The sequence below is a fragment of the Escherichia sp. Lx600-2 genome, from assembly GCF_036662595.1.
Lineage (GTDB): Bacteria > Pseudomonadota > Gammaproteobacteria > Enterobacterales > Enterobacteriaceae > Escherichia > Escherichia coli.
This window is the reverse complement of sequence record NZ_JAYQWM010000027.1, coordinates 21,485-47,490: the sequence shown is the minus strand read 5'-3', so window position 1 is coordinate 47,490 and position 26,006 is coordinate 21,485. Positions and strand designations below refer to the sequence as shown.

The window sequence follows — 26,006 nt, the reverse complement described above, 5'->3', positions numbered from 1 at the left end:
AGTTCATAACGCATCTTATCCGGCCTGGCGTAACTAATCTCTCAACACCGCTCCCGGATACCCCAGCTGGCGCCAGGCTTCATACACCACCACCGACACCGCATTGGACAGGTTCATGCTGCGGCTGTCCGGCACCATTGGAATACGAATTTTTTGTTCAGCGGGCAGGGCATCAAGAATGCTCGCTGGCAGGCCGCGCGTTTCCGGGCCAAACATCAGATAGTCGCCATCCTGATAGCTTACGGCGCTATGTGCGGGCGTACCTTTGGTCGTAAGGGCAAACAGCCGTTGGGGATTTTCTGCTTCGAGGAACGCGCGATAGTCATGATGACGCGTAACGGCGGTAAATTCGTGATAGTCCAGCCCTGCGCGGCGCAGGCGCTTATCGTCCCAGGCAAATCCCATCGGTTCGATGATATGCAGACGAAAGCCGGTATTAGCGCAAAGACGGATGATGTTGCCAGTATTTGGCGGAATTTCTGGTTCGTAAAGTACGATGTTTAGCATACTGCCCCCTTAGTGCGGGGGCAGGATAGCAGAAAATTGGTGAGCCGTGCGGCCTTTTCCCCTCACCCCGGCCTCTCCCCAGAGGGGCGAGGGAGAAAAAAAGAGTGCGGTGTCGTTTCAGAGTGAGGGAGTACATACAGCGCCGAACGTTCCCCTCTCCCTGAGGGAGAGGGTTAGGGTGAGGGGGCGCAAACGACTATGCCGCATTCCCTTTCGCCATGGGAGCCAGTGCCGCAGGCAACTCTTTACCCAGCCCCTGCACCAGCGAATCTTGCGTAATTTCGCTGATCGATTTCGCGCCAGTCAGCGTCATCGCCACTTTCATCTCTTTTTCGATCAGATTTAGCAGGTTAGCTACACCCGCCTGGCCAGCTGTTGCCAGCGCATACAAGAAAGCACGACCCAGCAGTACGGTGTCGGCACCGAGCGCAATCATACGCACGACATCAAGCCCGTTACGAATTCCGCTATCCGCCAGAATGGCTATATCACCTTTCACCGCATCTGCAATAGCGGGCAACGCACGAGCGGAAGAGAGTACACCGTCCAACTGGCGGCCACCGTGGTTAGAAACTACAATCCCATCAGCACCAAAACGTACTGCATCGCGCGCATCTTCCGGATCGAGGATCCCTTTGATCACCATCGGGCCATCCCAGAAATCGCGGATCCACTCAAGGTCTTTCCATGAGATGGACGGATCGAAGTTATTCCCCAGCCAGCCGATGTAATCTTCCAGTCCGGTCGGTTTGCCGAGGTAAGCCGAAATATTTCCTAAATCATGCGGACGACCGTTCAGGCCCACATCCCACGCCCATTGCGGATGCGTCACCGCCTGCAAATAGCGGCGCATTGCCGCGTTCGGGCCGCTCATTCCAGAATGCGCATCACGATAACGCGCTCCCGGTGTCGGCATATCCACGGTGAAAACCAGCGTCGAACAACCCGCTGCTTTTGCTCGCTCCAGCGCGTTACGCATAAAGCCGCGATCGCGCAGTACATAAAGCTGGAACCACATTGGGCGCTTGATGGCTGGCGCGACTTCTTCAATCGGGCAAACGGAAACCGTCGAGAGAGTAAACGGAATGCCATGCGCATCCGCCGCTTTGGCTGCCTGAACTTCGCCGCGTCGCGCATACATGCCACACAAACCTACCGGACCTAGCGCCACCGGCATCGACAATTTCTCATTAAACAGCGTCGTTTCCAGGCTTAAGTCGGACATGTTTTTCAGAATACGCTGGCGCAGCGCCACTTCTGACAAATCTTCCACGTTGCGGCGCAGCGTGTATTCAGAATATGCACCCCCATCCATATAGTGGAACAGGAACGGCGGCAGAATGCGTTGCGCTGCGGCGCGATAATCGCTGGCTGCGGAAATAATCATGCGTTTTTCTCCCTCGAATGCTCATTATGCTCACCGGGCAGGCGGGTAATCCGTGCGTGGCGAGCCTGATCTTCATCGAATCGTTTCATGGTGGTGTGAACAAAACTAAGGTGCGCCATCATTGCTTTACGCGCCCCGTCGGCATCACCAGCAAAAATGGCGTCAATGACAGCCTGATGTTGTTCGGTCAGTTGTGAAAAAACCGGTGGCACCAGATACATCCGCTGACGGCTATGCTTCACTGAGGATTGCAGGACATCGAAGAAACCGCGCATGGTTTGCAGCAGCACGATGTTATGTGAGGCTTCGGCAATCGCCAGATGAAAACGAACGTCCGCTTGTGAGGCGATATCCGGGTCTTCGCTGAGCGTTGCTTCAAAGCAAAGCTGAATCTTTTCTTTGTCGCCAGGTGTGGCGCGCATTGCCGCATGCCATGCGGTGCTGGCTTCAATGGCGTAGCGGGCTTCCAGAATATCGAAACTGTAATCCGGATCATCGGCCATCAGCGTTTTTAGCGGCTGGACGATGTTTTGCTCCGACCATGTGTCATGACGCCAGCGAATAAACGTCCCGCCGCCGCGTCGACTGAGCAGCACGCCTTCGCTCACCAGTTTTGCCAGTGCCTCGCGCAGTGAATTACGTGATACGCCGAGTTGCATCGCCAGTTGGCGCTCAGCGGGCAACTTCATGCCCGCTTCCAGGTTTTTTTCATCAATCAGCGCCCGCACACGATCGGCAACCTCGTCTGACAGGCGTCTGGGTAAAACAATCATTAAGGAATCATCCACGTTAAGACATAGGCCTGAAGCGTGGTGATCACGCCCACCATACAGGTGAAGATCAGGCTGTGTTTGACAGTAAAGCGGAACAAATCAGACTCTTTGCCCACCAGGCCTACCGCCGCACAGGCGATAGCGATAGATTGCGGGGAGATCATCTTACCGGTGACGCCACCGGTGGTATTGGCGGCAACCAGCAACAGATCAGAGACGCCAATTTGTTGTGCTGCGGTGGCTTGCAGCGCGGCGAACAGGGCGTTAGATGAGGTATCCGACCCGGTCAGGAATACCCCCAGCCAGCCGAGGAACGGCGAGAAGAAGGTGAATGCATGACCGGTGTGCGCCAGTGCCAGCGCCAGTGTTGATGACAGTCCGGAATAGTTCGAAATAAAGGCGAATGCCAGCACCATACCGATGGAGTAGATGGGCAGAGCCAGTTCTTTCAGCGTGCTGCCGAAGGTGCTGATAGCGTCAGACGGTTTCATCTTCAGCCAGACAACCGAGAGCAACGCAGCAAACAGAATGGCGGTACCGGTGGCAGAGAACCAGTCGAACTTAAACACGGCGGCATAGGCTGTAGCCTCGCTGACTACTGGCGGCATACGGGCAACCAGTTTATCGAGGTACGGCACCGGAATATTGATCACCCACTCATACAGCGCGCCACCCGATGCGAACAGGGCTTTAAACGGCGGGATACTCCACAGTGTTACGGTAGCGGTCAGGAACAGGAACGGTGTCCAGGCACGTAACACCTGACCCGCAGTGTAACCGGTGTGGGCCAGCGTCATATCAACCTGTGACGCCCCCAAATCACCAAAACGGAATACGCGCACTGGCTGCCAGCGTTTGAGGAACAGCGTCAGGCAGAGCAGTGATACCAGCGAAGAGATAATATCCGGCAGCTCCGGCCCAATGAAGTTAGAGCTAAGGTACTGAGCGATGGCAAACGAGCCGCCCGCAACCACGACCGCAGGCCACGTCTCTTTGATACCGCGCCAGCCGTCCATAATCGCCATGATCCAGAACAGCACGATAATGGTCATAAACGGTAGCTGCCGCCCCACCATCTGGCCAATCTCAAAGCTGTCGATACCTGTTACCTGTCCGGCAACCAGGATTGGAATGCCCATCGCGCCAAATGCCACTGGCGCGGTGTTAACAATCAGGCACAGCCCGGCGGCGTACAGTGGTTTAAAGCCCAGACCGACCAGCAATGCGGCGGTAATTGCTACCGGTGCGCCAAAGCCTGCAGCTCCTTCGAGGAACGCGCCGAAACAGAAACCGACGATCAGCATTTGCAGACGCTGGTCAGGGGTTATCGAAAGAATAGACGAGCGAATGATGTCAAACTGCCCGGTTTTCACCGAGATCTTATAGACGAACACCGCTGCAATAATGATCCACGCGATGGGCCACAACCCGTAGAAGAAGCCATAAATCACCGAGGCCAGCGCGTTAGCGACCGGCATTTTATAGAACAGCAAAGCCACGGCAAGGGCGATTGCCACTGTCCATGAGGCGGCGATGTATCCTTTCAGTTTGAGCTTAATCAGCGCAAAGAAGAAAAACAGGATGGGAAGCGATGCTATCAGGCTGGAAAGCCAGATATTCCCGGCGGGATCGTAGTTTTGTTGCCAGAGATTCATTGCAGGTCTCCTGGAGTCCACGCACATCGTGTAATGAGTCTGTTGCTCATCTCCTTGTCACACGTTGTGTAAAAGTGGCACTGCCAATTGTGTTGTGTAGGGATAATGACAATGAATGGTTAACTAAATGTTATGTATTGGCAACATTGATGTGAGTTTTAATTGGGGAATTGTGAACCAGAGGTCAGATAAGCGAAGAATTGGTAGGGCCAATTCTTGTGGGGGGAGATGTCTGGTAAAGAAAAGGGCAATCCTCATCAGAGAATTGCCCTTAGATTGTTGACCCGGTGCGCCTTATCTTGCCAGATGCGGCGTGAACACCTTACTCGGCCTATAGGAATGTGCAGAATCACCCTGTAGGCCTGATAAGCGTAGCGCATCAGGCAATTTGGCGTTTGCCCTTAGTCACACTAACTTAATGGATCATTACCACTGAATACCGGCACCGAGTGCGGCGGAGTATTCACCCTGGCTATTGGTACTACCTTGTAATTTGTAGACCCAACGACCATTGGCGCTCACCATCGATACACCTAAAGCAACTGCCGATTCACCGTTGTAAGTACCGCCACCAATAGAAGCCATGCTGGCACCTGGAGTGTAAGCCTGCGGCAGACCGGTCATTGCCATTGCAGAAGCGATACCCCCGCTCAACTTGCTTTCAGTTTTAGACAGTTTGTTATCCATCTCAACCATGCGCTGATCGGTGTATTGCTTTGTTTCCTGCACGCTTTGCTTCAACTGCGCGTAGTTCACCGCGTCGTTGTTGTTCACACCTGCGGAAACGTTGCTGATGCGAGTCGTACCTCCGTTGCCACCACCAAGAGTGATGTTGCTGTAGTCGATAGAGCCATCAGCTTTGGTGTCGTAGCGAACGCCGCCTGCTTCAGAAGATTTCAGCTGCGACACGTTAACCGCATCGGTGGCATTAACACCGGCAGCTACGTTGGTGATACGGCGCTGGTTGGTAGAAGAACCCACAGAGATCGTGTTTTCTTCGTTGGCCACGGAGCCTGTACCCAGTGCGACGCTGTTGTCAGCGGCAGCAATGGAACCAGAACCAATCGCAACGCTATCTTTACCCTGGGCGTTGGCATCTACGCCATCGGTGTTGGTCTTGAAGTACTTGGTGCTACCGGTGGTCACGATATCGCCAATACCGTTTTCGATATTAGTAACGCGAGTATCCAGATTAGTGACCTGATTGTTCAGGTTAGTAATGCTCTGGGTATTTTGCGCTACGCGCTCATCAGTGACTTTCAACTGACCCACGTTAACCGCATCGGTATCCGCTGAACCAGCTGCGACGTTGGTGATCTGACGTTGACCGTCTTCACTACCAACAGAAAACTCACCTACAGAGTTCTGCGGTGCGTCCATGTTGTAGGCGGTGTAGCCAGTCTGTGCACCACGGGTGGTCTGAGAACCGTTACCCATTGCAATACTGTTTGCATGGTTTGCGCGTGCGTTACTGCCGATAGCAATGCCGTTGATCGCATCAGCCAGAACCAGAGTGTTCAAACCGATACCAATACCTGCATTACCATTAACGACAGTTTTCGCACCCATTGCCAGCGAGTCTTCACCAACGGCCAGTGAGTCTTCTGCCGTTGAGTTGGCGTGAAAGTACTTGGTTGGCGTAGTGGCGACCGCTCCAATAGCGTTCTGCAACTGACGAACCGTAACGGCGTCATGGGCTTCTGAACCATCAGCTACGTTGATGATTTGGCGGTATTTACCGTCATCACCAATTGACAATGCACCTAGCAGTTCGCCGTCAGTGGTGTCATAACCAATCACCACGCCATTTTCCGTTACGCTAGTGTCACGAGAACCTTTGGCAATTACACGGCTGGAAACGGAGCTGCTACCCAGCGCAATACCGGTATCAACGGTGCTGCTGCTGTTCTGACCAATGGCTACGCTGCTGGCACCAGACGCGACAGCGTTATAACCTACAGCTGTAGCGCCGACACCAGAGGCGCTTGCATCGTTAAAGGCTAAACCGTTGTCGTTAGTACGAACGTAGTTGATACCAGCGCCATTTTCTTCGATATAGGTTGCGTCGGTATTACCAGCAAGCTGATTGATGATTTGGCTGTTCTGCTCAATCATCATATTCGTCGCATTCAACTGAGAACCGTTCACTGCATCGGTGCTGTCCTCACTAATACTGCCATCAGCGACATTAGTGATGATGCTGGCTTTACCGTCATGGCTGGCATTGTAGGCTCCTGCACCGCCATTGGCAGTCTCATCCCACAGCAGGGCGTTATCATCAAGCGCATCCAGGGCGTCACCGACGTTGTTGTAATCGGTATTCGCAATGGTGTAAGTCGGTGCGGTGATGGTGCCGTCAGCGTTAACTTCTGCGTCACCACCCAGCGCATCGACTATGTACTGATTGGTAGTATAGAGTTGTGAGCCGTTAACAGCATCGCTGCTGGTGGAGGAAATTGCACCGTTTGCGACGTTAGTGATTACACTGGCAGTTTTATCTTTTCCGTGAGCGGCGCTAAATGCACCATTTTCACCGGCGTCCGTATCCCAGAGCAGAGCATCATCGAGAGTGGTGTCGATGGCGTTCAGGGCATCACCGACGTTATCGTAATCAGCATTAGCAATGGTGTACGTCGGCGCAGTGATGGTGCCGTCTGCATTGACTTCGGCACCACCACCCAGCGCATCTACGACGTACTTATTGGTGGTATAGAGTTGCGAGCCGTTCACAGCATCAGAGCTTGTGCTTGAAACATCCCCGTTTGCGACATCAGTGATCACGCTTGCGTCACCATTAGTACCGTGTTTGGCACTAAATTTATCTACGGAAGCGTCCCAAAGCAGGGCATCGCCGAGAGACGTGCTAAATGAGGAGTTAATCGCAGCCAGTGCATCGCCGACGTTATAATAATTTGTTTCACCGATTTTGTAGGTTGGACCGGTAAACACACCGTCAGTATTCACAGAAGCATTGCCGCCGAAGTAGGTGGCGATATTGCTGCTTAAGTCATAAAGCTGGCTGCCGTTAATGGCATCGGAACTGGTTGCAGTGACTGTGCCGTCCAGGATATTGGTGATTTTGCTGGCGGTGTTGTTGCCATGAGCTGCCGTGAATACACCATTGTCCTTATCCCATTTCAGCGCATCCTCACCAAGATTAGTCACCGTCTCAGTCAGGTTAGAGATGTTGGTGGTGTTAGTGGCAATATTGGTGGTATTCGTCGCCACAGCATCGTTGGTGGTTTTCAGCTGGGAGCCGTTAACGGCATCAGTGCTGCCAGCCGTCAGGTCGGCATCTTTAACGTTGGTGATTTTGCTGGTGGCTTCTGTGCCGTGAGCTGCCGTGAATACACCATTGTCCTTATCCCATTTCAGCGCATCTTCACCAAGGTTAGTCACCGTCTCAGTCAGGTTAGAGATGTTGGTGGTGTTAGTGGCAATATTGGAAGTGTTAGTGGCGATATTGGTGGTATTCGTCGCCACGGCATCGTTGGTGGTTTTCAGCTGAGAGCCGTTAACGGCATCGGTGCTGTCAGCCGTCAGGTCGGCATCTTTAACGTTGGTGATTTTGCTGGTGGCCTCGGTGCCGTGAGCTGCCGTGAAGACACCATTGTCCTTATCCCATTTCAGAGCATCCTCACCAAGATTAGTCACCGTCTCAGTCAGGTTAGAGATGTTGGTGGAGTTAGTGGCAATATTGGAAGTGTTATTGGCGATATTGGTGGTATTCGTCGCCACAGCATCGTTGGTAGTTTTCAGCTGAGAGCCGTTAACGGCATCAGTGCTGCCAGCCGTCAGGTCGCCATCTTTAACATTGGTGATTTTGCTGGTGGCATCGGTGCCATGAGCTGCCGTGAAGACACAATTGTCCTTATCCCATTTCAGCGCATCTTCACCAAGGTTAGTCACCGTCTCAGTCAGGTTAGAGATGTTGGTGGTGTTAGTGGCAATATTGGAAGTGTTATTGGCGATATTGGTGGTATTCGTCGCCACAGCATCGTTGGTGGTTTTCAGCTGAGAGCCGTTAACGGCATCAGTGCTGCCAGCCGTCAGGTCGCCATCTTTAACGTTGGTGATTTTGCTGGTGGTATCCTGGCCGTGAGCTGCACTGAATGCCTTTTTAGTTTCGTTCCAGAGCAGGGCATCAGCCTGAAGGTCACCAACGGAATCCGTCAGGTTGGTGATATTGGTGGTGTTGGTGGCAATATTTGCCGTATTCGTGGCAATGTTGCTGGTATTAGTAGCGATATTGGTGGTGTTGGCCTCAACATCGTCATTGGTAGCTTGCAGTTGGGAGCCGTTAACCGCATCCTTACTGGAGGCTGAAATCGTGCCATCCGCAACATCGGTGATTACGCTGGCAGTTGGGCTACTAGTACCATGAGCAGCGCTGTATTTGCCTTTGATTTGGTCCCATTGCAGGGTGTTTTCATCAAGTACAGTGAGCGCAGCCCCTACGTTCTTTTTGCTACCATTTTTTAAATTGTAGGTTGGTGCTGTAACAGTACCGTCATCAACATCTACTGATGATCCTCCCCCAAGCCTTTGTGCTACCGAGTCGCTAATGGCATAAAGCTGTGAACCATTAATGGCATCGTAACTGTCAGACTTGATCGCGCCATTTTTCACATTAACGATCTTGCGTTTTAATGAACTATTGTCGACAGAGACGGTATTGTCTAAATCCGCAGTGGAACCTGCACCCAATGCGACGGAGTTAATACCGTTGGCAGTGGTATCACTACCAAGCGCAAGACTCTTATCACCAGTTGCATTACTGGCTGTGCCTAAGGCAATGGTGTTTAAGCCTCTCGACTGGCTACCATTACCCAGAGCGATGGCATCCACGCCATCAGCTTTGTTGCCCTGGCCTATGGCGATTGCATTATCTGCCAGAGCCTGGCTGCCATTTCCTAATGCGATAGTATTGACTTTATCGGCGTGGCTTCCGAACCCCATTGCCATGCTATTAGTCCCTTTTGCCTTCGCATTATTGCCAATAGCCATCGCATTTTCAGCGGCTTCAGCCTCTGCACCTATCGCAATAGCGTTTGCTGCACTGGCTGTAGCTAGTCGTCCCATTGCCAGGCTGTCAACGGCATTAGCTTTAGTTTCGAAACCGAATGCCATGCTATAGACCCCGCCTGCCTTGGCGCCGTAACCAAAAGAGGAGGCGTAATCAGCATCGTCTTCTACCCTCGAATCCCTACCCACTGCAATGGAGTAGTCACCACCTGTATAGGTAGTTCCTCCTAATGCAAGCGAATAGTCTCCTATTGCCTTGGACCCACTACCGAAAGCAATGGTTCTGTTTCCTGCGGATTCAGCATATTGGCCAATAGAGATAGAACGATCACCCGATGAGTGGGTATCGTAGCCGAATGCAAGACTACCCTGACCATCTGCTAGTGCATTAAGCCCTATCGCAACGGTATATCCATCACCTTGTAACGCGGATGTTGCTTTTGCGCCCTCACCGATTGCAAGCCAGCGAGTACCCATTGATGGGTCTTCAATAGATGAACCTCCATCAAGTGTCGCACTGGCATTTGCCCCAAACGACGACAACATTCCACCCGCAACCAGTGCAGAAATTAACAGCTTACTGCGACCAGATTTCTTACCACGGCTCTTCGCCGTTTCGCTGGCAACGCTATAACTGCCCGTCGCCGGATTCCAGATTACTTTAAATATTTTGTTCATTATTGATGTTCTCTATTCCTTGATATAAGCGCAGAAGCTGCATTTATTTTTTGTTTTTTCGCTGCCGAGTTTCAGCAGGTTGAACTGTGTCGAACTGGAGATTGTCCATATTGATGGACAACTTCAGATACTTCAGGTTATTAGGCGAAACGCCTTTTAATGTCAGATTAATGTCTTGCCATTGACCAGGCATTAATTGCAGAGTGGAATTCAGGGTGGTATTGAAAAGTAATTGTTGCCACTTCGCCAGAGCTTTGGCATCGGTGGGCCTTTCATTGCCCCATGTAGCATGAAAACCAATATTTGATACGGGAACGCTTAATAGGTTGACCAGCGAAATACGAATAACGCTGCCGTTTTCAACTGCATCAATAGCCAGCACCCGACCCGCCAAACCGACAGAGCCGTTATTTAAAATGAAGTATTGTGTTTGTGCTGGGTTAAATTCTGTGAAGACAAATTCATCCTGCTTTTCTTTAACCGCCTTCACCACACTAGCAAGCGTTTTGGTACTATTTATGATGGCAGTTTGCTGTTTTTCAAATAGTTCTATCTTGCGTTTATCTTGTTCTTGTTGTTTTTCAAGTTGCTCTATTTTACCTTTTTGCAACTCTTGTTGTTTGGAGAGATCGTCGATTAGTTTTGCTTTTCCAATATAGTCACACCCTGTCAATATGCAGAGTGGCGATATCATTAACACGCTTAATAGTGTCTTTTTTAGATTCATAGGATGAATTCCTTTTCATAATCCTGATGCGTTGAAAATTACTTTACAATCATTTGTTTTATGAATGATTAAGCTAAATAAATTCACGGTGAAAATTTATAATATTTTTAATTGGTCGTTACTGTGAATGTGTTATTCAATGCGGAAATATTTTAGTTTGTTGCCGATTATTATATTAATCGCGCGGATTCTAATGATTGGTGTCAATCGATGTCAAATTTTTAAAGGGATAAGGTGAGAAAAAGGCAAAGGATAATATTTATATGGTGAATGTTTTATGATGACAAGGACGGTTTGAGTTGGAAAATATAAATAAATAGTTATGATATAAGCATGTTTATGCTGATATTTATAGTTGTAAATTATATATTAACTTTTATTGCGTAACATATTTTCAGATTTTAACCTGCTAAAATTATTCAGGTGAGTGGGAAGAATTGAAAAGATAATGTTAATAGATTTCGATATCTGAAATATGCTCCTGCATGTGCCAGCAGGAGCGAATAAAAATGAGGAAACTTTAGTTGTATTGACCAGTAGGGGACTTAAAACGCGGTCTTTGAGAAGCCGGTCATCTCTTCCAGGCCCATTTCGCGGCCCAGCGCGGTCATTGGGTGAACAACCACCAGTCCGCGAACACTTTTCTTCAGCTTGCCCATATCAGCCTGCTCTTTTTTGGTAATTGCGCGCTGAAACGGCATCTTCATCAGCTTCTGTGCTTCTTTACTCAGTTTCTGGCTGTGAACTTCACGCAGGCGGGCAATTTCTGCTTCCAGCGTGGCTTTCTCTTTTTCCAGCTCGGCATATTTGTCTGCGGCTTCAACCAGCGACAGATCGGCCTGCTGGTGGCGGATGGCGTCCAGACGATCGCTGAGACGTTTGATTTCGTTTTTTTCGACTTCTTTCATGTGATGGCTTCTGATAAAGATAAATTTATAGCCCCTAGTATGCGCGACCAGGTGCTTTGTTCACAACTGATGACATTGCAATAGTTCTGCAACGTAATCATTAATATGCTTAAAAACTACGCAATTTATTGATTAATTAAGAAATCTATAGAAAAAAGATAATAAACAGAAGCGGATGATTATTGAGGATTCAGCACGTTTTCCTTAATGTCATCTTTACCGGGAACCTAAACTAAAATTGGCGGCCGCGCATTCCCGGCGCGGGGTAATACGGAGATATCATCATGGGCAAATTAGGTGAAAACGTTCCGCTTCTTATCGATAAAGCCGTAGATTTCATGGCATCAAGTCAGGCGTTCCGGGAGTATCTGAAAAAACTTCCTCCCCGTAACGCGATTCCGTCCGGAATACCCGATGAAAGCGTGCCGTTATATCTACAACGTCTGGAGTATTATCGTCGGCTTTATCGGCCGAAGCAGGTAGAGGGGCAGTAAGCAGACGTTGCTTACTTTTGAAAGGCTTTTTTTAAGCTGATTTTGGAAATCAGCTCTGTCAGTGAAAGGACCATTGTTGATCGCACAGCCTGTTGATAGCGCTGAATTTGCATTGCATACAAACTGGAGTCTGCTGGTTCAAACTGTGGCGGCGGTGGTAACGCCGCCACGCAGTGCAGTTCACCAAAGGGTCCAAGGATCTCGTCGTCGGTAAAGGCGTACTCGTTGCCGTCGTGATTTAGTTCTTCACGCAATGCCATCAGCAGCTCCGCATCTTCGTATTCCAGGCGGTTAATGACGCCCAACCCGTAAATGAGTTTTAAACGCACAGAAAGATCGCCCAGCGGACCATCGCCGTCGAGTAACGGTTCTACAGCATATTTCACCGCGTAATCGTCTTTGCGGAATACCTGAAGCACCAGAAGATTTACCGCCTCGGTCAGGAGCTCGACGGCGGTGATCAGAAAGCTTCGCACGGTTTTGCCAGCATTCAGACGCTCAAGCACACGGTTTTCAAAGGCCTGGGTTTGTTCCATTGTTGCCTGCATATCTGACAATCTGTTATTCGGGCGCAGGGTGTCCTGCGCCTGGTCCACCATTATTGCATTGCTTTATAAGCGGTTACCGCCTCAGATACAACCTCGCTGTTGGCATCAAGCCCGGAAATCTGTGCCAGCGACGCCTGCGGACCTTTGTCGGCGATCAGTGCTGCCAGTTCCTGAGCCTGTGGATCATCTTCACTGCGGAAGTGCATTGCAGCGGCAATTCCCTGAATCAGATTTTTGTACGGGAGGCCGTATTCCAGCGTACCGAGCAGTGGCTTGATCAGACGGTCGCCTGCGCTCAGTTTACGCAGCGGCTGACGGCCTACGCGCTCTACATCATCTTTCAGATACGGGTTCTCAAAACGACCGAGGATTTTCTGGATGTACGCCGCATGCTTGTCAGCGTCAAAGCCGTAACGCTTGATCAGTACCGCGCCACTTTCTTCCATCGCACCTTTTACCACCGCGCGGATTTTCTCGTCGAGAATAGCGTCACGAATGGTCTGATGACCGGCCAGTTTTCCGAGGTACGCGGTTATAGCATGACCCGTGTTCAGGGTGAAGAGTTTACGTTCGACAAATGCCATCAGGTTGTCGGTTAACTCCATGCCTGGGATGTTCGGCAGTGCGCCTTTGAACTGAGTTTTATCGACAATCCATTCGCTGAAGGTTTCTACCGTCACTTCCAGCGGATCGTTAGTTGCCGAAGCCGAAGGCGGTACGATGCGGTCAACGGCGGAATCGACAAAGCCAACGTGTTCTTCTACCCACGCTTTGGCGTCTTCCGGCAGGGCGTTCATCACATGGCCTTTCAGTTGCGTGGTGCCGCGGACCATGTTTTCACAAGCGATGATGTTCAGCGGAGATTCATTACCTTGTTCTTTACGTTTCACCAGCCCTTTGGCGATAGCCGGAGCAATACGTTCCAGCACTACCGGGCCAACGGCGGTAGTGACTAAATCAACCTGAGCAATGAGATCAACGACATCATCACCAATGCTGCTGACAGCATTGACGCCGGAAACGGTATCTACCTGCTCGGTTTCACCTACCACATGAACCTGATAGCTATGACGGGCATTCAGGGCATCAAGTACCACCTGATTGACATCGGCAAACGTCAGTTGTATACCCGCGTCTGCCAGCAGTTTACCGATAAAGCCACGACCGATATTACCTGCGCCAAAATGTAATGCTTTCATAGTATTAACCTTCATCAATGTTTTTACCCGAGAGGGCTGGGGTGAGGCTTTTCCCTCACCCAAACCCTCTCCATGTGGAGAGGGGCCGCGCCGGATGCGGCGTAAACGCCTTATCCGGCCTACAAGAACGTGCAAATTCAACAAATTGTGATGCATCCTGTAGGCCTGATAAGCGTAGCGCATTAGGCAATTAGCCCCACCTTCTCCATGTGGAGAGGGTGGGATTGGATTACTTATGACCTGCCAGCAGTTCCAGCACTTCATCCACGCTGGTGGTGTGTGCCAGACGCTCGATGACGGACTCATCATCCAGTGCATTGGTCAGGCTGGTGATAACCTGAATGTGCTCGTTGTTACGGGCAGCAATACCAATCACCAGACGGGCAATGTCATCTTCTTCTTCACCGAAGCGCACGCCTTCCGGGTACTGGCAGAACACCACGCCCGTTTTCAGTACGCGATCTTTCGCTTCAACCGTACCGTGTGGCACCGCGATAGACTCACCCAGATAAGTCGGGGTCAGTTTTTCACGATCCAGCATCGCCTGAACGTATTCCGGCTCAACGTAACCGCCTTTCACCAGCTGCTCGCCAGCAAAACGAATCGCTTCTTCTTTGGTGGCCGCTTTGCGACCGAGGAAGATGTTCTCCGCGCCCAGTTTGAACAGGTTAGCACTGGAATCGTCAAAGCTGTCTTTCAGACTGTCTTTCACTTTCACTTCGTTTTCAGTATGGCGCTGGGCAGCAACCAGACGTTCGGTCAGGCTGGTGTACAGGCCGCTGTCGAGGAAGTTGGTCAGCGAAATATGCTGTGCCTGCGGAACCTGGCGCATAGCGCGTTCGGTCAGGTCACGGTGAGTGATGACGAGGTCCACATCTGGCGGCAGGTTGTTGATCGCACTGTTAGTGACCGAAATCTGCGACAGACCTGCATCCTGAATTTTCTTACGCAGCACGCCTGCGCCCATCGCACTTGAACCCATACCGGCGTCACAGGCAACGATGATTTTACGTACGTGGCTCAGGTCGTTAGTCACATCGCCCGCAGACAGCGGAGATGCACCTTTAGACTCAGCTTTCATGTCCTGCATACGACGAGTTGCTGCTTCAATATCATCTTCTTCTTTCACTTTGCTGGTTTTCAGCAAAATAGCAGAGACAACAAAGGAGACAGCCATCGCCGCACACACACCCGCGATGTTAGCGAAATAAGCACCTTTTGGTGTCATCGCCAGTACAGCAAGGATAGAACCCGGAGATGCCGGAGAAACCAGACCACCGCCCAGGATAGTCAGCGTGAACACGCCAGTCATACCGCCGAGGATAACGGCCAGGATCAGACGCGGATTCATCAACACATACGGGAAGTAAATTTCGTGGATACCACCCAGGAAGTGGATAATTGCCGCACCGCCCGCAGACTGTTTAGCGCTACCACGACCAAAGAACATGTACGCCAGCAGCACGCCCATACCCGGACCTGGGTTAGCTTCAATCAGGAAGAATATGGATTTACCCAGTTCATGGGACTGCTGAATACCCAGCGGCGAGAAGATACCGTGGTTAATGGCGTTGTTGAGGAACAGGATTTTCGCCGGTTCAACAAAGATAGACGCCAGCGGCAGCATGTCATGGACAACCATGAAGTTAACGCCCGCAGCCAGCATTTTGGACAGGGCTTCAACAATCGGGCCAATGCCGAGAAATGCCAGAATGGCGAGGATCATCCCGATGATGCCTGCGGAGAAGTTATTCACCAGCATCTCAAAACCGGATTTGATCTTACCGTCTACCCAGCGGTCGAAGTGCTTAATGCACCAGCCGCCCAGCGGACCTGCAATCATAGAACCGAGGAACATCGGCATGTCTGCGCCGACGATAACGCCCATGGTGGTGATGGCACCGACTACGCCGCCACGTTCGCCGCCTACCAGCTTACCACCGGTATAACCGATCAGCAGCGGCAGGAGATAAGTGATCATCGGCCCGACCAGCTTCGCCAGCGTCTCGTTCGGTAACCACCCTGTTGGAATAAATAACGCGGTGATGATACCCCACGCGATAAACGCGCCGATATTTGGCATCACCATGTTGCTGAGGAAACGACCAAAGCTTTGCACTTTGATCTTAATATCGGATGACATAAAAACACCCCTTCTTATGTTTGCTGTCGCGCAGGCTGGAAGCCCGAGGTTTTTTGTTAATGTGGCGGCAGAGGTAGCCGGACCTTGTAGATACTGCGAAATCTGGCACTGAATCGGTTAACTGTCCAGTCGACGGCCTTTTGTGTGATATCAATCACATAAATATAGGGGGTAGAGAGGTAATTGACGTGATGTTCATCACAAAACGCTTGTGTAAAAAAGCAACAAGGCGGCGATTTTCGCTAAAAATGGCATTTAAATGTGACTAATGTCACATTTTTGTTTTGATGGTTTGTTGAATCTTTGTGATCTGAATCACAAGATATTTTCTTACGGCGTTCACCTGATGTGATCTACAGCATGTTATGCCTTCGTCATACAATCGTTATGTAACTAAGCAACTCATCACCTCTAAAAATTATTCTTTGGTGTTATGGCGAGAATCGCGAACCCGGATTATTGTCAAAATATCAGCCTGACTCCCTTCTGGCTGCCAGCCAAAAAACAACACTGATAAACGTGAATCCGAGGCAAATATGTTTCTAAACTATTTCGCGTTGGGAGTGCTGATCTTCGTCTTTCTGGTGATTTTTTATGGAATCATCGCGATACATGACATCCCTTATCTGATTGCCAAAAAGCGCAACCATCCCCATGCCGACGCTATTCATACGGCGGGCTGGGTGAGCCTGTTTACTCTGCATGTTATCTGGCCGTTTCTGTGGATCTGGGCGACGCTCTATCAACCGGAGCGTGGCTGGGGTATGCAGTCACATGTTGCGTCGCAGGAGAAAGCGACTGACCCGGAAATCGCCGCACTTTCTGACCGAATTTCCCGGCTGGAGCACCAACTCGCCGCCGAGAAAAAGACTGACTATTCCACGTTCCCGGAGATCTAATTATGGATCTATTGATTGTTTTAACTTACGTGGCGTTGGCGTGGGCGGTCTTTAAAATCTTCCGCATTCCGGTGAATCAGTGGACGCTGGCGACGGCGGCGCTGGGAGGCGTGTTTCTGGTGAGTGGTTTGATTTTGTTGATGAACTACAACCACCCTTACACTTTTACCGCGCAAAAGGCAGTGATAGCGATCCCCATCACGCCACAGGTGACGGGAATTGTTACTGAAGTCACTGACAAGAATAATCAGCTTATTCAAAAGGGCGAGGTGCTTTTTAAGCTCGACCCGGTTCGTTACCAGGCGCGAGTTGACAGACTTCAGGCTGACCTGATGACGGCGACGCATAATATAAAGACGCTGCGCGCGCAGCTCACTGAAGCGCAGGCCAACACCACCCAGGTTTCAGCGGAGCGCGACCGTCTGTTTAAAAATTATCAACGTTATCTGAAAGGCAGCCAGGCGGCGGTGAATCCGTTCTCGGAACGTGACATCGACGATGCGCGGCAAAATTTCCTCGCGCAGGATGCGTTAGTGAAAGGCTCGGTGGCGGAGCAGGCGCAGATCCAGAGTCAGCTCGACAGTATGGTCAACGGCGAGCAATCGCAGATTGTGAGCTTAAGAGCGCAACTTACAGAAGCAAAATATAACCTTGAACAGACCGTCATTCGCGCACCAAGCAATGGCTACGTCACTCAGGTACTGATCCGCCCAGGCACATACGCAGCTGCCTTGCCGTTGCGTCCGGTGATGGTTTTCATCCCCGAGCAAAAACGGCAAATTGTCGCCCAATTTCGGCAAAACTCGCTGTTACGTCTGAAACCTGGCGATGATGCGGAAGTGGTGTTTAACGCGCTACCTGGGCAGGTGTTCCACGGCAAACTGACCAGTATTTTACCTGTCGTGCCAGGCGGTTCTTATCAGGCGCAGGGGGTATTGCAATCATTAACGGTCGTGCCCGGCACGGACGGTGTGCTGGGAACCATTGAACTGGACCCTAACGATGATATCGATGCCTTACCCGACGGCATTTACGCCCAGGTGGCAGTTTACTCCGACCATTTCAGCCATGTTTCGGTGATGCGAAAAGTGCTGCTAAGAATGACCAGCTGGATGCATTATCTTTATTTGGATCATTGAGACTTATATCACCTGTGTTTTGCGTGAGCCTGAGCCATACTGATATTTTTCCTCGCACAAAGGACTCGGCATGAAACTCGTCGGTAGCTACACCAGCCCGTTTGTACGCAAACTTTCTATTCTGTTGTTAGAAAAGGGCATAACTTTCGAATTTATTAATGAACTGCCCTATAACGCGGACAACGGCGTGGCGCAATTTAACCCGTTAGGAAAAGTGCCGGTGCTGGTGACCGAAGAGGGCGAATGCTGGTTTGATTCGCCGATCATCGCTGAATATATTGAATTAATGAATGTCGCTCCGGCGATGTTGCCGCGCGATCCGCTGGAGTCGTTGCGGGTGCGCAAAATTGAGGCACTGGCGGATGGCATTATGGATGCCGGGCTGGTATCGGTGCGTGAACAGGCGCGTCCAGCGGCGCAGCAGTCTGAAGATGAATTGTTACGCCAGCGGGAGAAAATCAACCGCAGTCTGGATGTGCTGGAAGGATATCTGGTCGATGGCACACTCAAAACCGATACGGTCAATCTGGCGACTATCGCTATTGCCTGTGCCGTCGGATATCTCAATTTCCGCCGCGTTGCGCCAGGTTGGTGTGTCGACCGCCCACACTTAGTCAAACTGGTCGAAAACCTGTTTAGCCGCGAAAGTTTTGCTCGCACCGAACCGCCAAAGGCTTGATGCGCGATATGTCCTCCTGACCCATCTCACGTTACAATCCGTGGTTATGTTAAACGCTCTTCTCCGTGTGAGAGGGCCTTGATCAGCCAGGTTTCCTATGACAACCGAAACGCGTTCCCTCTATAGTCAACTTCCGGCTATTGATCGCTTATTGCGCGATAGCTCCTTCCTTTCTTTGCGTGATACTTATGGTCACACCCGCGTGGTGGAATTGTTGCGTCAGATGCTCGACGAAGCGCGAGAAGTGATTCGTGGCAGCCAGACGCTGCCTGCGTGGTGTGAAAACTGGGCGCAAGAAGTCGATGCCCGGTTGACGAAAGAGGCGCAGAGTGCGCTGCGTCCGGTGATCAACCTGACGGGAACCGTGCTGCATACCAACCTTGGGCGAGCTTTACAGGCGGAAGCCGCGGTGGAAGCCGTTGCGCAGGCTATGCGTTCGCCAGTGACCCTCGAGTACGATCTGGACGACGCCGGACGCGGACATCGCGATCGTGCGCTGGCGCAGTTGCTGTGCCGTATTACGGGGGCGGAAGATGCCTGTATCGTTAATAACAATGCGGCGGCGGTGTTATTGATGTTGGCGGCCATTGCCAGCGGGAAAGAGGTAGTGGTATCTCGCGGCGAACTGGTGGAGATTGGCGGCGCGTTTCGTATTCCCGATGTTATGCGTCAGGCAGGCTGCACCCTACACGAAGTAGGGACCACCAACCGCACGCACGCGAATGATTATCGTCAGGCGGTGAATGAAAATACCGCACTGTTGATGAAAGTACATACCAGTAACTACAGCATTCAGGGGTTCACCAAAGCGATAGACGAAGCTGAACTGGTGGCGCTCGGCAAAGAGCTGGATGTTCCCGTAGTGACTGATTTAGGCAGTGGCTCGCTGGTCGATCTTAGCCAGTACGGTTTGCCGAAAGAGCCAATGCCGCAGGAGTTGATTGCGGCGGGCGTCAGTCTGGTGAGCTTCTCCGGCGACAAGTTGTTAGGCGGGCCGCAGGCAGGAATTATTGTTGGTAAAAAAGAGATGATCGCCCGCCTGCAAAGCCACCCGCTGAAGCGTGCATTACGCGCGGATAAAATGACCCTCGCGGCGTTGGAAGCCACGTTGCGTCTTTATTTACACCCTGAAGCTCTGAGTGAAAAATTACCGACCCTGCGCCTGCTTACCCGCAGCGCAGAGGTCATTCAAATCCAGGCACAACGTTTACAGGCTCCCCTTGCCGCACATTACGGCGCGGAGTTTGCGGTACAGGTTATGCCATGTCTTTCGCAGATTGGCAGTGGTTCGCTGCCGGTTGATCGCCTGCCGAGCGCGGCATTAACGTTTACACCCCATGATGGACGCGGTAGCCACCTTGAGTCATTAGCCGCCCGCTGGCGTGAATTGCCAGTGCCGGTGATTGGTCGTATTTATGACGGACGATTGTGGCTGGATTTACGCTGCCTTGAAGATGAGCAACGGTTTTTGGAGATGTTGTTGAAATGATTATTGCGACTGCCGGACACGTTGACCACGGCAAAACAACCTTATTGCAGGCGATTACTGGCGTAAATGCCGATCGTCTGCCGGAAGAAAAAAAGCGCGGCATGACCATCGATCTCGGCTATGCCTACTGGCCGCAGCCGGATGGTCGCGTGCCTGGTTTTATCGACGTACCCGGTCATGAAAAGTTTCTTTCCAACATGCTGGCGGGCGTTGGTGGTATCGATCACGCGCTGTTGGTGGTGGCGTGCGATGACGGTGTGATGGCACAGACCCGTGAGCATCTGGCGATTTTGCAGCTGACCGGTAACCCGATGCTGACAGTGGCGCTGACCAAAGCCGATCGCGTGGACGAAGCGCGTGTTAATGAGGTTGAACGCCAGGTAAAGGAGGTGCTGCGGGAATACGGTTTTGCTGAGGCAAAACTGTTTATCACCGCAGCAACCGAGGGTCGGGGAATTGATGCCCTGCGCGAGCATCTGCTTCAGTTACCAGAACGTGAACACGCCAGCCAACATAGTTTCCGCCTCGCGATCGACCGCGCATTTACCGTAAAAGGTGCCGGGCTGGTCGTCACCGGTACGGCGTTAAGCGGGGAAGTGACGGTAGGCGATTCACTATGGCTGACTGGTGTAAATAAACCGATGCGTGTACGTGCGCTGCATGCACAAAACCAGCCAACAGAAACCGCTCATGCCGGCCAGCGTATCGCGCTTAACATCGCGGGGGATGCGGAAAAAGAGCAGATTAACCGTGGCGACTGGCTGCTTGCCGATGTGCCGCCAGAGCCGTTCACGCGGGTGATTGTCGAGCTTCAAACCCATACGCCGCTGACCCAGTGGCAGCCGCTGCATATTCACCACGCCGCCAGCCACGTTACGGGACGCGTTTCGCTGCTGGAAGATAACCTTGCCGAGCTGGTGTTCGACACGCCGCTGTGGCTGGCGGATAACGATCGCTTAGTGTTGCGCGATATCTCGGCCCGCAATACGCTGGCGGGGGCGCGTGTGGTGATGCTTAACCCGCCGCGTCGCGGTAAACGTAAGCCGGAATATCTGCAATGGCTGGCGTCTCTTGCACGGGCGCAGAGCGATGCCGATGCGTTATCTGTTCATCTGGAACGCGGAGCGGTTAACCTTGCGGATTTCGCCTGGGCACGCCAGCTCAACGGCGAAGGGATGCGCGAACTACTGCAACAGCCGGGCTATATTCAGGCTGGTTATAGCTTGTTGAATGCGCCAGTTGCCGCCCGCTGGCAGCGGAAAATTCTCGACACATTAGCGACTTATCATGAGCAACATCGCGATGAACCTGGTCCTGGGCGCGAACGTCTGCGACGTATGGCGTTGCCAATGGAAGATGAAGCGCTGGTACTGTTGCTGATTGAAAAGATGCGCGAAAGCGGCGACATCCTCAGTCATCACGGTTGGCTGCATCTGCCGGATCACAAAGCGGGCTTCAGCGAAGAGCAGCAGGCCATCTGGCAAAAAGCAGAGCCGCTGTTTGGTGACGAACCGTGGTGGGTGCGTGACCTGGCAAAAGAGACGGGAACCGACGAGCAGGCAATGCGTCTGACGCTACGCCAGGCGGCCCAACAGGGGATAATTACCGCGATCGTCAAAGATCGTTATTACCGTAACGATCGGATTGTCGAGTTTGCCAATATGATCCGCGATCTCGATCAGGAATGTGGTTCAACCTGCGCGGCGGATTTCCGCGATCGCTTAGGGGTTGGGCGAAAACTGGCGATTCAAATCCTGGAATATTTTGACCGCATTGGCTTTACGCGTCGTCGTGGAAATGATCATTTATTGCGCGACGCATTATTATTTCCGGAAAAATAAGGAAATGATTAATTAAGTTTTAAAATAAATTAATACAAAATTCTTATGATTTTAAAAAAAGCACATTGTTTAATGAATACAATGTGCTTTTTATTAGATTAATTTTGCTAAACAATAATATTGATCATATTTTCGAATGAAAATCCTCAGTAAGCTGCCCGCCCTTTTTTACACTTTCAGGAGTGTGTTATGGCAGCTTCAACGTTCTTTATTCCTTCTGTGAATGTCATCGGCGCTGATTCATTGACTGATGCAATGAATATGATGGCAGAATATGGGTTTCGCCGTACATTGATTGTCACTGACAGTATGTTAACGAAATTAGGTATGGCGGGCGATGTGCAAAAAGCACTGGAAGAACGCAATATTTTTAGCATTATTTATGATGGCACCCAACCTAACCCCACCACGGAAAACGTCGCTGCAGGTTTGAAATTACTTAAAGAAAATAATTGCGATAGCGTGATTTCCTTAGGCGGTGGTTCTCCGCACGACTGCGCAAAAGGTATTGCGCTGGTGGCAGCCAATGGCGGCGATATTCGCGATTACGAAGGCGTTGACCGCTCTGCAAAACCGCAGCTGCCGATGATCGCCATCAATACCACGGCGGGTACGGCCTCTGAAATGACCCGTTTCTGCATCATCACTGACGAAGCGCGTCATATCAAAATGGCGATTGTTGATAAACATGTCACTCCGCTGCTTTCTGTCAATGACTCCTCTCTGATGATTGGTATGCCGAAGTCACTGACCGCCGCAACGGGTATGGATGCCTTAACGCACGCTATCGAAGCGTATGTTTCTATTGCCGCCACGCCGATCACTGACGCTTGTGCACTGAAAGCCGTGACCATGATTGCCGAAAACCTGCCGTTAGCCGTTGAAGATGGCAGTAATGCGAAAGCGCGTGAAGCAATGGCTTATGCCCAGTTCCTCGCCGGTATGGCGTTCAATAATGCTTCTCTGGGTTATGTTCATGCGATGGCGCACCAGCTGGGCGGTTTCTACAACCTGCCACACGGTGTATGTAACGCCGTTCTGCTGCCGCATGTTCAGGTATTCAACAGCAAAGTCGCCGCTGCACGTCTGCGTGACTGTGCCGCTGCAATGGGCGTGAACGTGACAGGTAAAAACGACGCGGAAGGTGCTGAAGCCTGCATTAACGCCATCCGTGAACTGGCGAAGAAAGTGGATATCCCGGCAGGCCTACGCGACCTGAACGTGAAAGAAGAAGATTTCGCGGTTCTGGCGACTAATGCCCTGAAAGATGCCTGTGGCTTTACTAACCCGATCCAGGCAACTCACGAAGAAATTGTGGCGATTTATCGCGCCGCAATGTAATCATCATTCCAACAACGGCTGGCAAATTGTCAGCCGCTTTTTCAACTATCTCTGTAATCCTTGCCCGTAAATTCGTGATAGCTGTCGTAAAGCTGTTACCGACTGGCGAAGATTTCGCCAGTCACGTCTACCCTTGTTATACCTCACACCGCAAGGAGACGATCATGACCAATAATCCCCCTTCAGCACAGATTAAGCCCGGCGAGTATGGTTTCCCCCTCAAGTTAAAAAACCGCTATGACAACTTTATTGGCGGCGAATGGGTAGCCCCTGCCGATGGTGAGTATTACCAGAACCTGACGCCGGTGACCGGGCAGCTGCTGTGCGAAGTGGCGTCTTCGGGCAAACGAGACATCGATCTGGCGCTGGATGCTGCGCACAAAGTGAAAGATAAATGGGCGCACACCTCGGTGCAGGATCGCGCGGCGATTCTGTTTAAGATTGCCGATCGAATGGAACAAAACCTCGAGCTGTTAGCGACAGCTGAAACCTGGGATAACGGCAAACCCATTCGCGAAACCAGTGCTGCGGATGTACCGCTGGCGATTGACCATTTCCGCTATTTCGCCTCGTGTATTCGGGCGCAGGAAGGTGGGATCAGTGAAGTTGATAGCGAAACCGTGGCCTATCATTTCCATGAACCGTTAGGCGTGGTGGGGCAGATTATCCCGTGGAACTTCCCGCTGCTGATGGCGAGCTGGAAAATGGCTCCCGCGCTGGCGGCGGGCAACTGTGTGGTGCTGAAACCCGCACGTCTTACCCCGCTTTCTGTACTGCTGCTAATGGAAATTGTCGGTGATTTACTGCCGCCGGGCGTGGTGAACGTGGTCAATGGCGCAGGTGGGGAAATTGGCGAATATCTGGCGACCTCGAAACGCATCGCCAAAGTGGCGTTTACCGGCTCAACGGAAGTGGGCCAACAAATTATGCAATACGCAACGCAAAACATTATTCCGGTGACGCTGGAGTTGGGCGGTAAGTCGCCAAATATCTTCTTTGCTGATGTGATGGATGAAGAAGATGCCTTTTTCGATAAAGCGCTGGAAGGCTTTGCACTGTTTGCCTTTAACCAGGGCGAAGTTTGCACCTGTCCGAGTCGTGCCTTAGTGCAGGAGTCAATCTACGAACGCTTTATGGAACGCGCCATCCGCCGTGTCGAAAGCATTCGCAGCGGTAACCCACTCGACAGCGTGACGCAAATGGGTGCGCAGGTTTCTCACGGGCAACTGGAAACCATCCTCAACTACATTGATATCGGTAAAAAAGAGGGCGCAGACGTGCTCACCGGCGGGCGGCGCAAGCTGCTGGAAGGCGAACTGAAAGACGGCTACTACCTTGAACCGACGATTCTGTTTGGTCAGAACAATATGCGGGTGTTCCAGGAAGAGATTTTTGGCCCGGTGCTGGCGGTGACCACCTTCAAAACGATGGAAGAAGCGCTGGAGCTGGCGAACGATACGCAATATGGCCTGGGCGCAGGCGTCTGGAGCCGCAACGGTAATCTGGCCTATAAGATGGGGCGCGGCATTCAGGCCGGGCGCGTGTGGACCAACTGTTATCACGCTTACCCGGCACATGCGGCGTTTGGCGGCTACAAACAATCAGGCATTGGACGCGAAACCCACAAGATGATGCTGGAGCATTACCAGCAAACCAAGTGCCTGCTGGTGAGCTACTCAGATAAACCGTTGGGGCTGTTCTGATGTAAGAAGCTGGTCGCATCGGGTATTAATTGCCTGATGCGACGCTTACGCGTCTTATCATGCCTACGGGGACCTGACCGTAGGCCGGATAAGGCGTACACGCCGCATCCGGCATAAACAAAGCGCACGTTGTTACAATTTACGTTTTAAACCTACGTGTGCAATAACCCAGACTACGCCAACAAAAGTGCGTTTCTGGGGTGTGTTTTGCCAGGAGTTTAATCTCGCGTTTCGATGGTGAGCGGGCAAACCAGACCGTAAATCACCATTGGTATTCCGAGGACAATCAGCAATAAACGGTAGATTATTGAAGGTTTAATACGCTTAATCTGCATTGTGGATGTTTTACGGTTTTTAATCATAAATTTGGCCAATAGTTCCATTATTTCAATATGATAAACCTCGACCTGTTGAAAAGCCACGCAGCACACTTCAGAAAGTATATAAAAAATAATATGTCGTTATATAAATAAGGAAATTGCACTGCATCATGGCATTTCATAATATGTGTTAATTGTTCTTTTTTATATTCTCTGAGGGAAATATGTTCCTGGACTATTTTGCACTGGGAGTGCTTATTTTTGTATTTCTGGTGATATTCTATGGGATTATTATTTTACATGATATTCCCTACCTGATTGCTAAAAAACGTAATCATCCTCATGCCGACGCCATTCATGTTGCTGGTTGGGTGAGTCTTTTTACGCTGCATGTTATCTGGCCATTTTTGTGGATTTGGGCCACGCTTTACCGCCCGGAGCGGGGATGGGGAATGCAAAACCATGACTCCTCCGTTGTGCAACTACAACAGCGTATTGCTGGGCTGGAGAAACAGCTCGCTGACATCAAATCCTCTTCTGCCGAGTAATAC

At 51.2% G+C, this 26,006-nt stretch carries 20 protein-coding genes; 9 read left to right on the top strand and 11 right to left on the bottom strand.

Annotated elements, in window-relative coordinates; all coding sequences use genetic code 11:
* Positions 1 to 33: 33 nt before the first annotated feature.
* The 7 genes from trmL to OQV04_RS12150 all read right to left on the bottom strand — a co-directional run bounded on the left by trmL (position 34) and on the right by OQV04_RS12150 (position 11,660).
* Entirely contained in the window at positions 34 to 507 is a 474-nt protein-coding gene (gene trmL / locus OQV04_RS12180; protein ID WP_000932347.1) for a tRNA (uridine(34)/cytosine(34)/5-carboxymethylaminomethyluridine(34)-2'-O)-methyltransferase TrmL, read from the bottom strand.
* 196 nt (positions 508 to 703) lie between these two features.
* On the bottom strand, positions 704 to 1,894 hold the full coding sequence (gene lldD / locus OQV04_RS12175; protein ID WP_000586976.1) for a quinone-dependent L-lactate dehydrogenase: 1,191 nt from the start codon (positions 1,892 to 1,894) through the stop codon (positions 704 to 706).
* Positions 1,891 to 2,667: a transcriptional regulator LldR gene (gene lldR, locus OQV04_RS12170; protein ID WP_000636500.1), complete on the bottom strand. Its 777-nt coding sequence runs from the start codon at positions 2,665 to 2,667 to the stop codon at positions 1,891 to 1,893. The genes lldD and lldR overlap by 4 nt, the downstream gene beginning before the upstream one ends.
* Positions 2,667 to 4,322, bottom strand: coding sequence for an L-lactate permease (gene lldP / locus OQV04_RS12165; protein WP_001055289.1), 1,656 nt, complete (start codon positions 4,320 to 4,322; stop codon positions 2,667 to 2,669). The genes lldR and lldP overlap by 1 nt, the downstream gene beginning before the upstream one ends.
* A gap of 426 nt (positions 4,323 to 4,748) precedes the next feature.
* A complete protein-coding gene (locus tag OQV04_RS12160; protein WP_112933307.1) occupies positions 4,749 to 10,025 on the bottom strand; it encodes a YadA-like family protein in 5,277 nt (1,758 codons plus the stop codon).
* 43 nt (positions 10,026 to 10,068) lie between these two features.
* The gene (locus OQV04_RS12155; protein ID WP_032281835.1) at positions 10,069 to 10,752 is read right to left on the bottom strand and encodes a DUF3251 domain-containing protein; all 684 of its coding nucleotides are present in this window, start codon (positions 10,750 to 10,752) and stop codon (positions 10,069 to 10,071) included.
* Positions 10,753 to 11,297: 545 nt separating this feature from the next.
* The gene (locus OQV04_RS12150; RefSeq protein ID WP_000665676.1) at positions 11,298 to 11,660 is read right to left on the bottom strand and encodes a YibL family ribosome-associated protein; all 363 of its coding nucleotides are present in this window, start codon (positions 11,658 to 11,660) and stop codon (positions 11,298 to 11,300) included.
* Positions 11,661 to 11,944: 284 nt separating this feature from the next.
* Between OQV04_RS12150 and yibT the strand changes: the two genes are divergently transcribed.
* Positions 11,945 to 12,154: a protein YibT gene (gene yibT / locus OQV04_RS12145; RefSeq protein ID WP_000517100.1), complete on the top strand. Its 210-nt coding sequence runs from the start codon at positions 11,945 to 11,947 to the stop codon at positions 12,152 to 12,154.
* Positions 12,155 to 12,165: 11 nt separating this feature from the next.
* Here yibT and mtlR read toward each other — a convergent pair whose 3' ends face one another.
* From mtlR to mtlA, 3 genes are all read right to left on the bottom strand, one after another.
* Positions 12,166 to 12,753, bottom strand: a complete 588-nt coding sequence (gene mtlR, locus OQV04_RS12140; protein ID WP_032281833.1) for a mannitol operon repressor MtlR — start codon at positions 12,751 to 12,753, stop codon at positions 12,166 to 12,168.
* Positions 12,753 to 13,901, bottom strand: coding sequence for a mannitol-1-phosphate 5-dehydrogenase (gene mtlD, locus OQV04_RS12135; protein WP_032281832.1), 1,149 nt, complete (start codon positions 13,899 to 13,901; stop codon positions 12,753 to 12,755). Before mtlD ends, mtlR begins: the two co-directional genes overlap by 1 nt.
* A 229-nt stretch (positions 13,902 to 14,130) precedes the next feature.
* Positions 14,131 to 16,044: a PTS mannitol transporter subunit IICBA gene (gene mtlA / locus OQV04_RS12130; protein ID WP_000093251.1), complete on the bottom strand. Its 1,914-nt coding sequence runs from the start codon at positions 16,042 to 16,044 to the stop codon at positions 14,131 to 14,133.
* Between the two features lie 536 nt (positions 16,045 to 16,580).
* On the opposite strand from mtlA, the gene OQV04_RS12125 reads away from it, so the two are divergent.
* The 7 genes from OQV04_RS12125 (at position 16,581) to aldB (ending at position 25,135) form a co-directional block, all read left to right on the top strand.
* Positions 16,581 to 16,943 (top strand): DUF3302 domain-containing protein, encoded by a 363-nt coding sequence (locus tag OQV04_RS12125; RefSeq protein WP_000479624.1) that lies wholly within the window; start codon positions 16,581 to 16,583, stop codon positions 16,941 to 16,943.
* Positions 16,944 to 16,945: 2 nt separating this feature from the next.
* Positions 16,946 to 18,082: an HlyD family secretion protein gene (locus tag OQV04_RS12120; RefSeq protein WP_000364939.1), complete on the top strand. Its 1,137-nt coding sequence runs from the start codon at positions 16,946 to 16,948 to the stop codon at positions 18,080 to 18,082.
* 70 nt (positions 18,083 to 18,152) lie between these two features.
* Positions 18,153 to 18,761, top strand: coding sequence for a glutathione S-transferase (locus OQV04_RS12115; protein WP_000779792.1), 609 nt, complete (start codon positions 18,153 to 18,155; stop codon positions 18,759 to 18,761).
* A 97-nt stretch (positions 18,762 to 18,858) separates the two neighbouring features.
* Positions 18,859 to 20,250 carry an L-seryl-tRNA(Sec) selenium transferase gene (selA, locus tag OQV04_RS12110; protein ID WP_032281831.1) on the top strand — a complete coding sequence of 464 codons (1,392 nt, stop codon included), beginning with the start codon at positions 18,859 to 18,861 and terminating at the stop codon, positions 20,248 to 20,250.
* Complete coding sequence (gene selB, locus OQV04_RS12105) at positions 20,247 to 22,091, top strand: selenocysteine-specific translation elongation factor (protein ID WP_032281830.1); 1,845 nt, start codon at positions 20,247 to 20,249, stop codon at positions 22,089 to 22,091. The genes selA and selB overlap by 4 nt, the downstream gene beginning before the upstream one ends.
* Before the next feature lie 189 nt (positions 22,092 to 22,280).
* Positions 22,281 to 23,432, top strand: a complete 1,152-nt coding sequence (yiaY, locus tag OQV04_RS12100) for an L-threonine dehydrogenase (RefSeq protein ID WP_032281829.1) — start codon at positions 22,281 to 22,283, stop codon at positions 23,430 to 23,432.
* 164 nt (positions 23,433 to 23,596) lie between these two features.
* On the top strand, positions 23,597 to 25,135 hold the full coding sequence (aldB, locus tag OQV04_RS12095; protein WP_001359414.1) for an aldehyde dehydrogenase AldB: 1,539 nt from the start codon (positions 23,597 to 23,599) through the stop codon (positions 25,133 to 25,135).
* A 218-nt stretch (positions 25,136 to 25,353) separates the two neighbouring features.
* On the opposite strand, the gene OQV04_RS12090 is transcribed toward aldB, so the two are convergent.
* Positions 25,354 to 25,497: a hypothetical protein gene (locus OQV04_RS12090; RefSeq protein WP_152936587.1), complete on the bottom strand. Its 144-nt coding sequence runs from the start codon at positions 25,495 to 25,497 to the stop codon at positions 25,354 to 25,356.
* A 182-nt stretch (positions 25,498 to 25,679) separates the two neighbouring features.
* On the opposite strand from OQV04_RS12090, the gene OQV04_RS12085 reads away from it, so the two are divergent.
* A complete protein-coding gene (locus tag OQV04_RS12085; RefSeq protein WP_000478193.1) occupies positions 25,680 to 26,003 on the top strand; it encodes a DUF3302 domain-containing protein in 324 nt (107 codons plus the stop codon).
* Positions 26,004 to 26,006 lie beyond the last annotated feature (3 nt).

Bases quoted from the DNA above. Each gene is read 5' to 3' on its own strand.
- OQV04_RS12115 (WP_000779792.1), top strand. From the start codon at position 18,153: ATGAAACTCGTCGGTAGCTACACCAGCCCGTTTGTACGCAAACTTTCT.
- OQV04_RS12155 (WP_032281835.1), bottom strand. From the start codon at position 10,752: ATGAATCTAAAAAAGACACTATTAAGCGTGTTAATGATATCGCCACTC.
- mtlR (WP_032281833.1), bottom strand. From the start codon at position 12,753: ATGGTGGACCAGGCGCAGGACACCCTGCGCCCGAATAACAGATTGTCA.
- mtlD (WP_032281832.1), bottom strand. From the start codon at position 13,901: ATGAAAGCATTACATTTTGGCGCAGGTAATATCGGTCGTGGCTTTATC.
- OQV04_RS12085 (WP_000478193.1), top strand. From the start codon at position 25,680: ATGTTCCTGGACTATTTTGCACTGGGAGTGCTTATTTTTGTATTTCTG.
- OQV04_RS12160 (WP_112933307.1), bottom strand. From the start codon at position 10,025: ATGAACAAAATATTTAAAGTAATCTGGAATCCGGCGACGGGCAGTTAT.
- OQV04_RS12125 (WP_000479624.1), top strand. From the start codon at position 16,581: ATGTTTCTAAACTATTTCGCGTTGGGAGTGCTGATCTTCGTCTTTCTG.
- OQV04_RS12150 (WP_000665676.1), bottom strand. From the start codon at position 11,660: ATGAAAGAAGTCGAAAAAAACGAAATCAAACGTCTCAGCGATCGTCTG.
- lldR (WP_000636500.1), bottom strand. From the start codon at position 2,667: ATGATTGTTTTACCCAGACGCCTGTCAGACGAGGTTGCCGATCGTGTG.
- OQV04_RS12090 (WP_152936587.1), bottom strand. From the start codon at position 25,497: ATGATTAAAAACCGTAAAACATCCACAATGCAGATTAAGCGTATTAAA.
- selB (WP_032281830.1), top strand. From the start codon at position 20,247: ATGATTATTGCGACTGCCGGACACGTTGACCACGGCAAAACAACCTTA.
- trmL (WP_000932347.1), bottom strand. From the start codon at position 507: ATGCTAAACATCGTACTTTACGAACCAGAAATTCCGCCAAATACTGGC.
- OQV04_RS12120 (WP_000364939.1), top strand. From the start codon at position 16,946: ATGGATCTATTGATTGTTTTAACTTACGTGGCGTTGGCGTGGGCGGTC.
- lldP (WP_001055289.1), bottom strand. From the start codon at position 4,322: ATGAATCTCTGGCAACAAAACTACGATCCCGCCGGGAATATCTGGCTT.
- lldD (WP_000586976.1), bottom strand. From the start codon at position 1,894: ATGATTATTTCCGCAGCCAGCGATTATCGCGCCGCAGCGCAACGCATT.
- aldB (WP_001359414.1), top strand. From the start codon at position 23,597: ATGACCAATAATCCCCCTTCAGCACAGATTAAGCCCGGCGAGTATGGT.
- mtlA (WP_000093251.1), bottom strand. From the start codon at position 16,044: ATGTCATCCGATATTAAGATCAAAGTGCAAAGCTTTGGTCGTTTCCTC.
- yiaY (WP_032281829.1), top strand. From the start codon at position 22,281: ATGGCAGCTTCAACGTTCTTTATTCCTTCTGTGAATGTCATCGGCGCT.
- yibT (WP_000517100.1), top strand. From the start codon at position 11,945: ATGGGCAAATTAGGTGAAAACGTTCCGCTTCTTATCGATAAAGCCGTA.
- selA (WP_032281831.1), top strand. From the start codon at position 18,859: ATGACAACCGAAACGCGTTCCCTCTATAGTCAACTTCCGGCTATTGAT.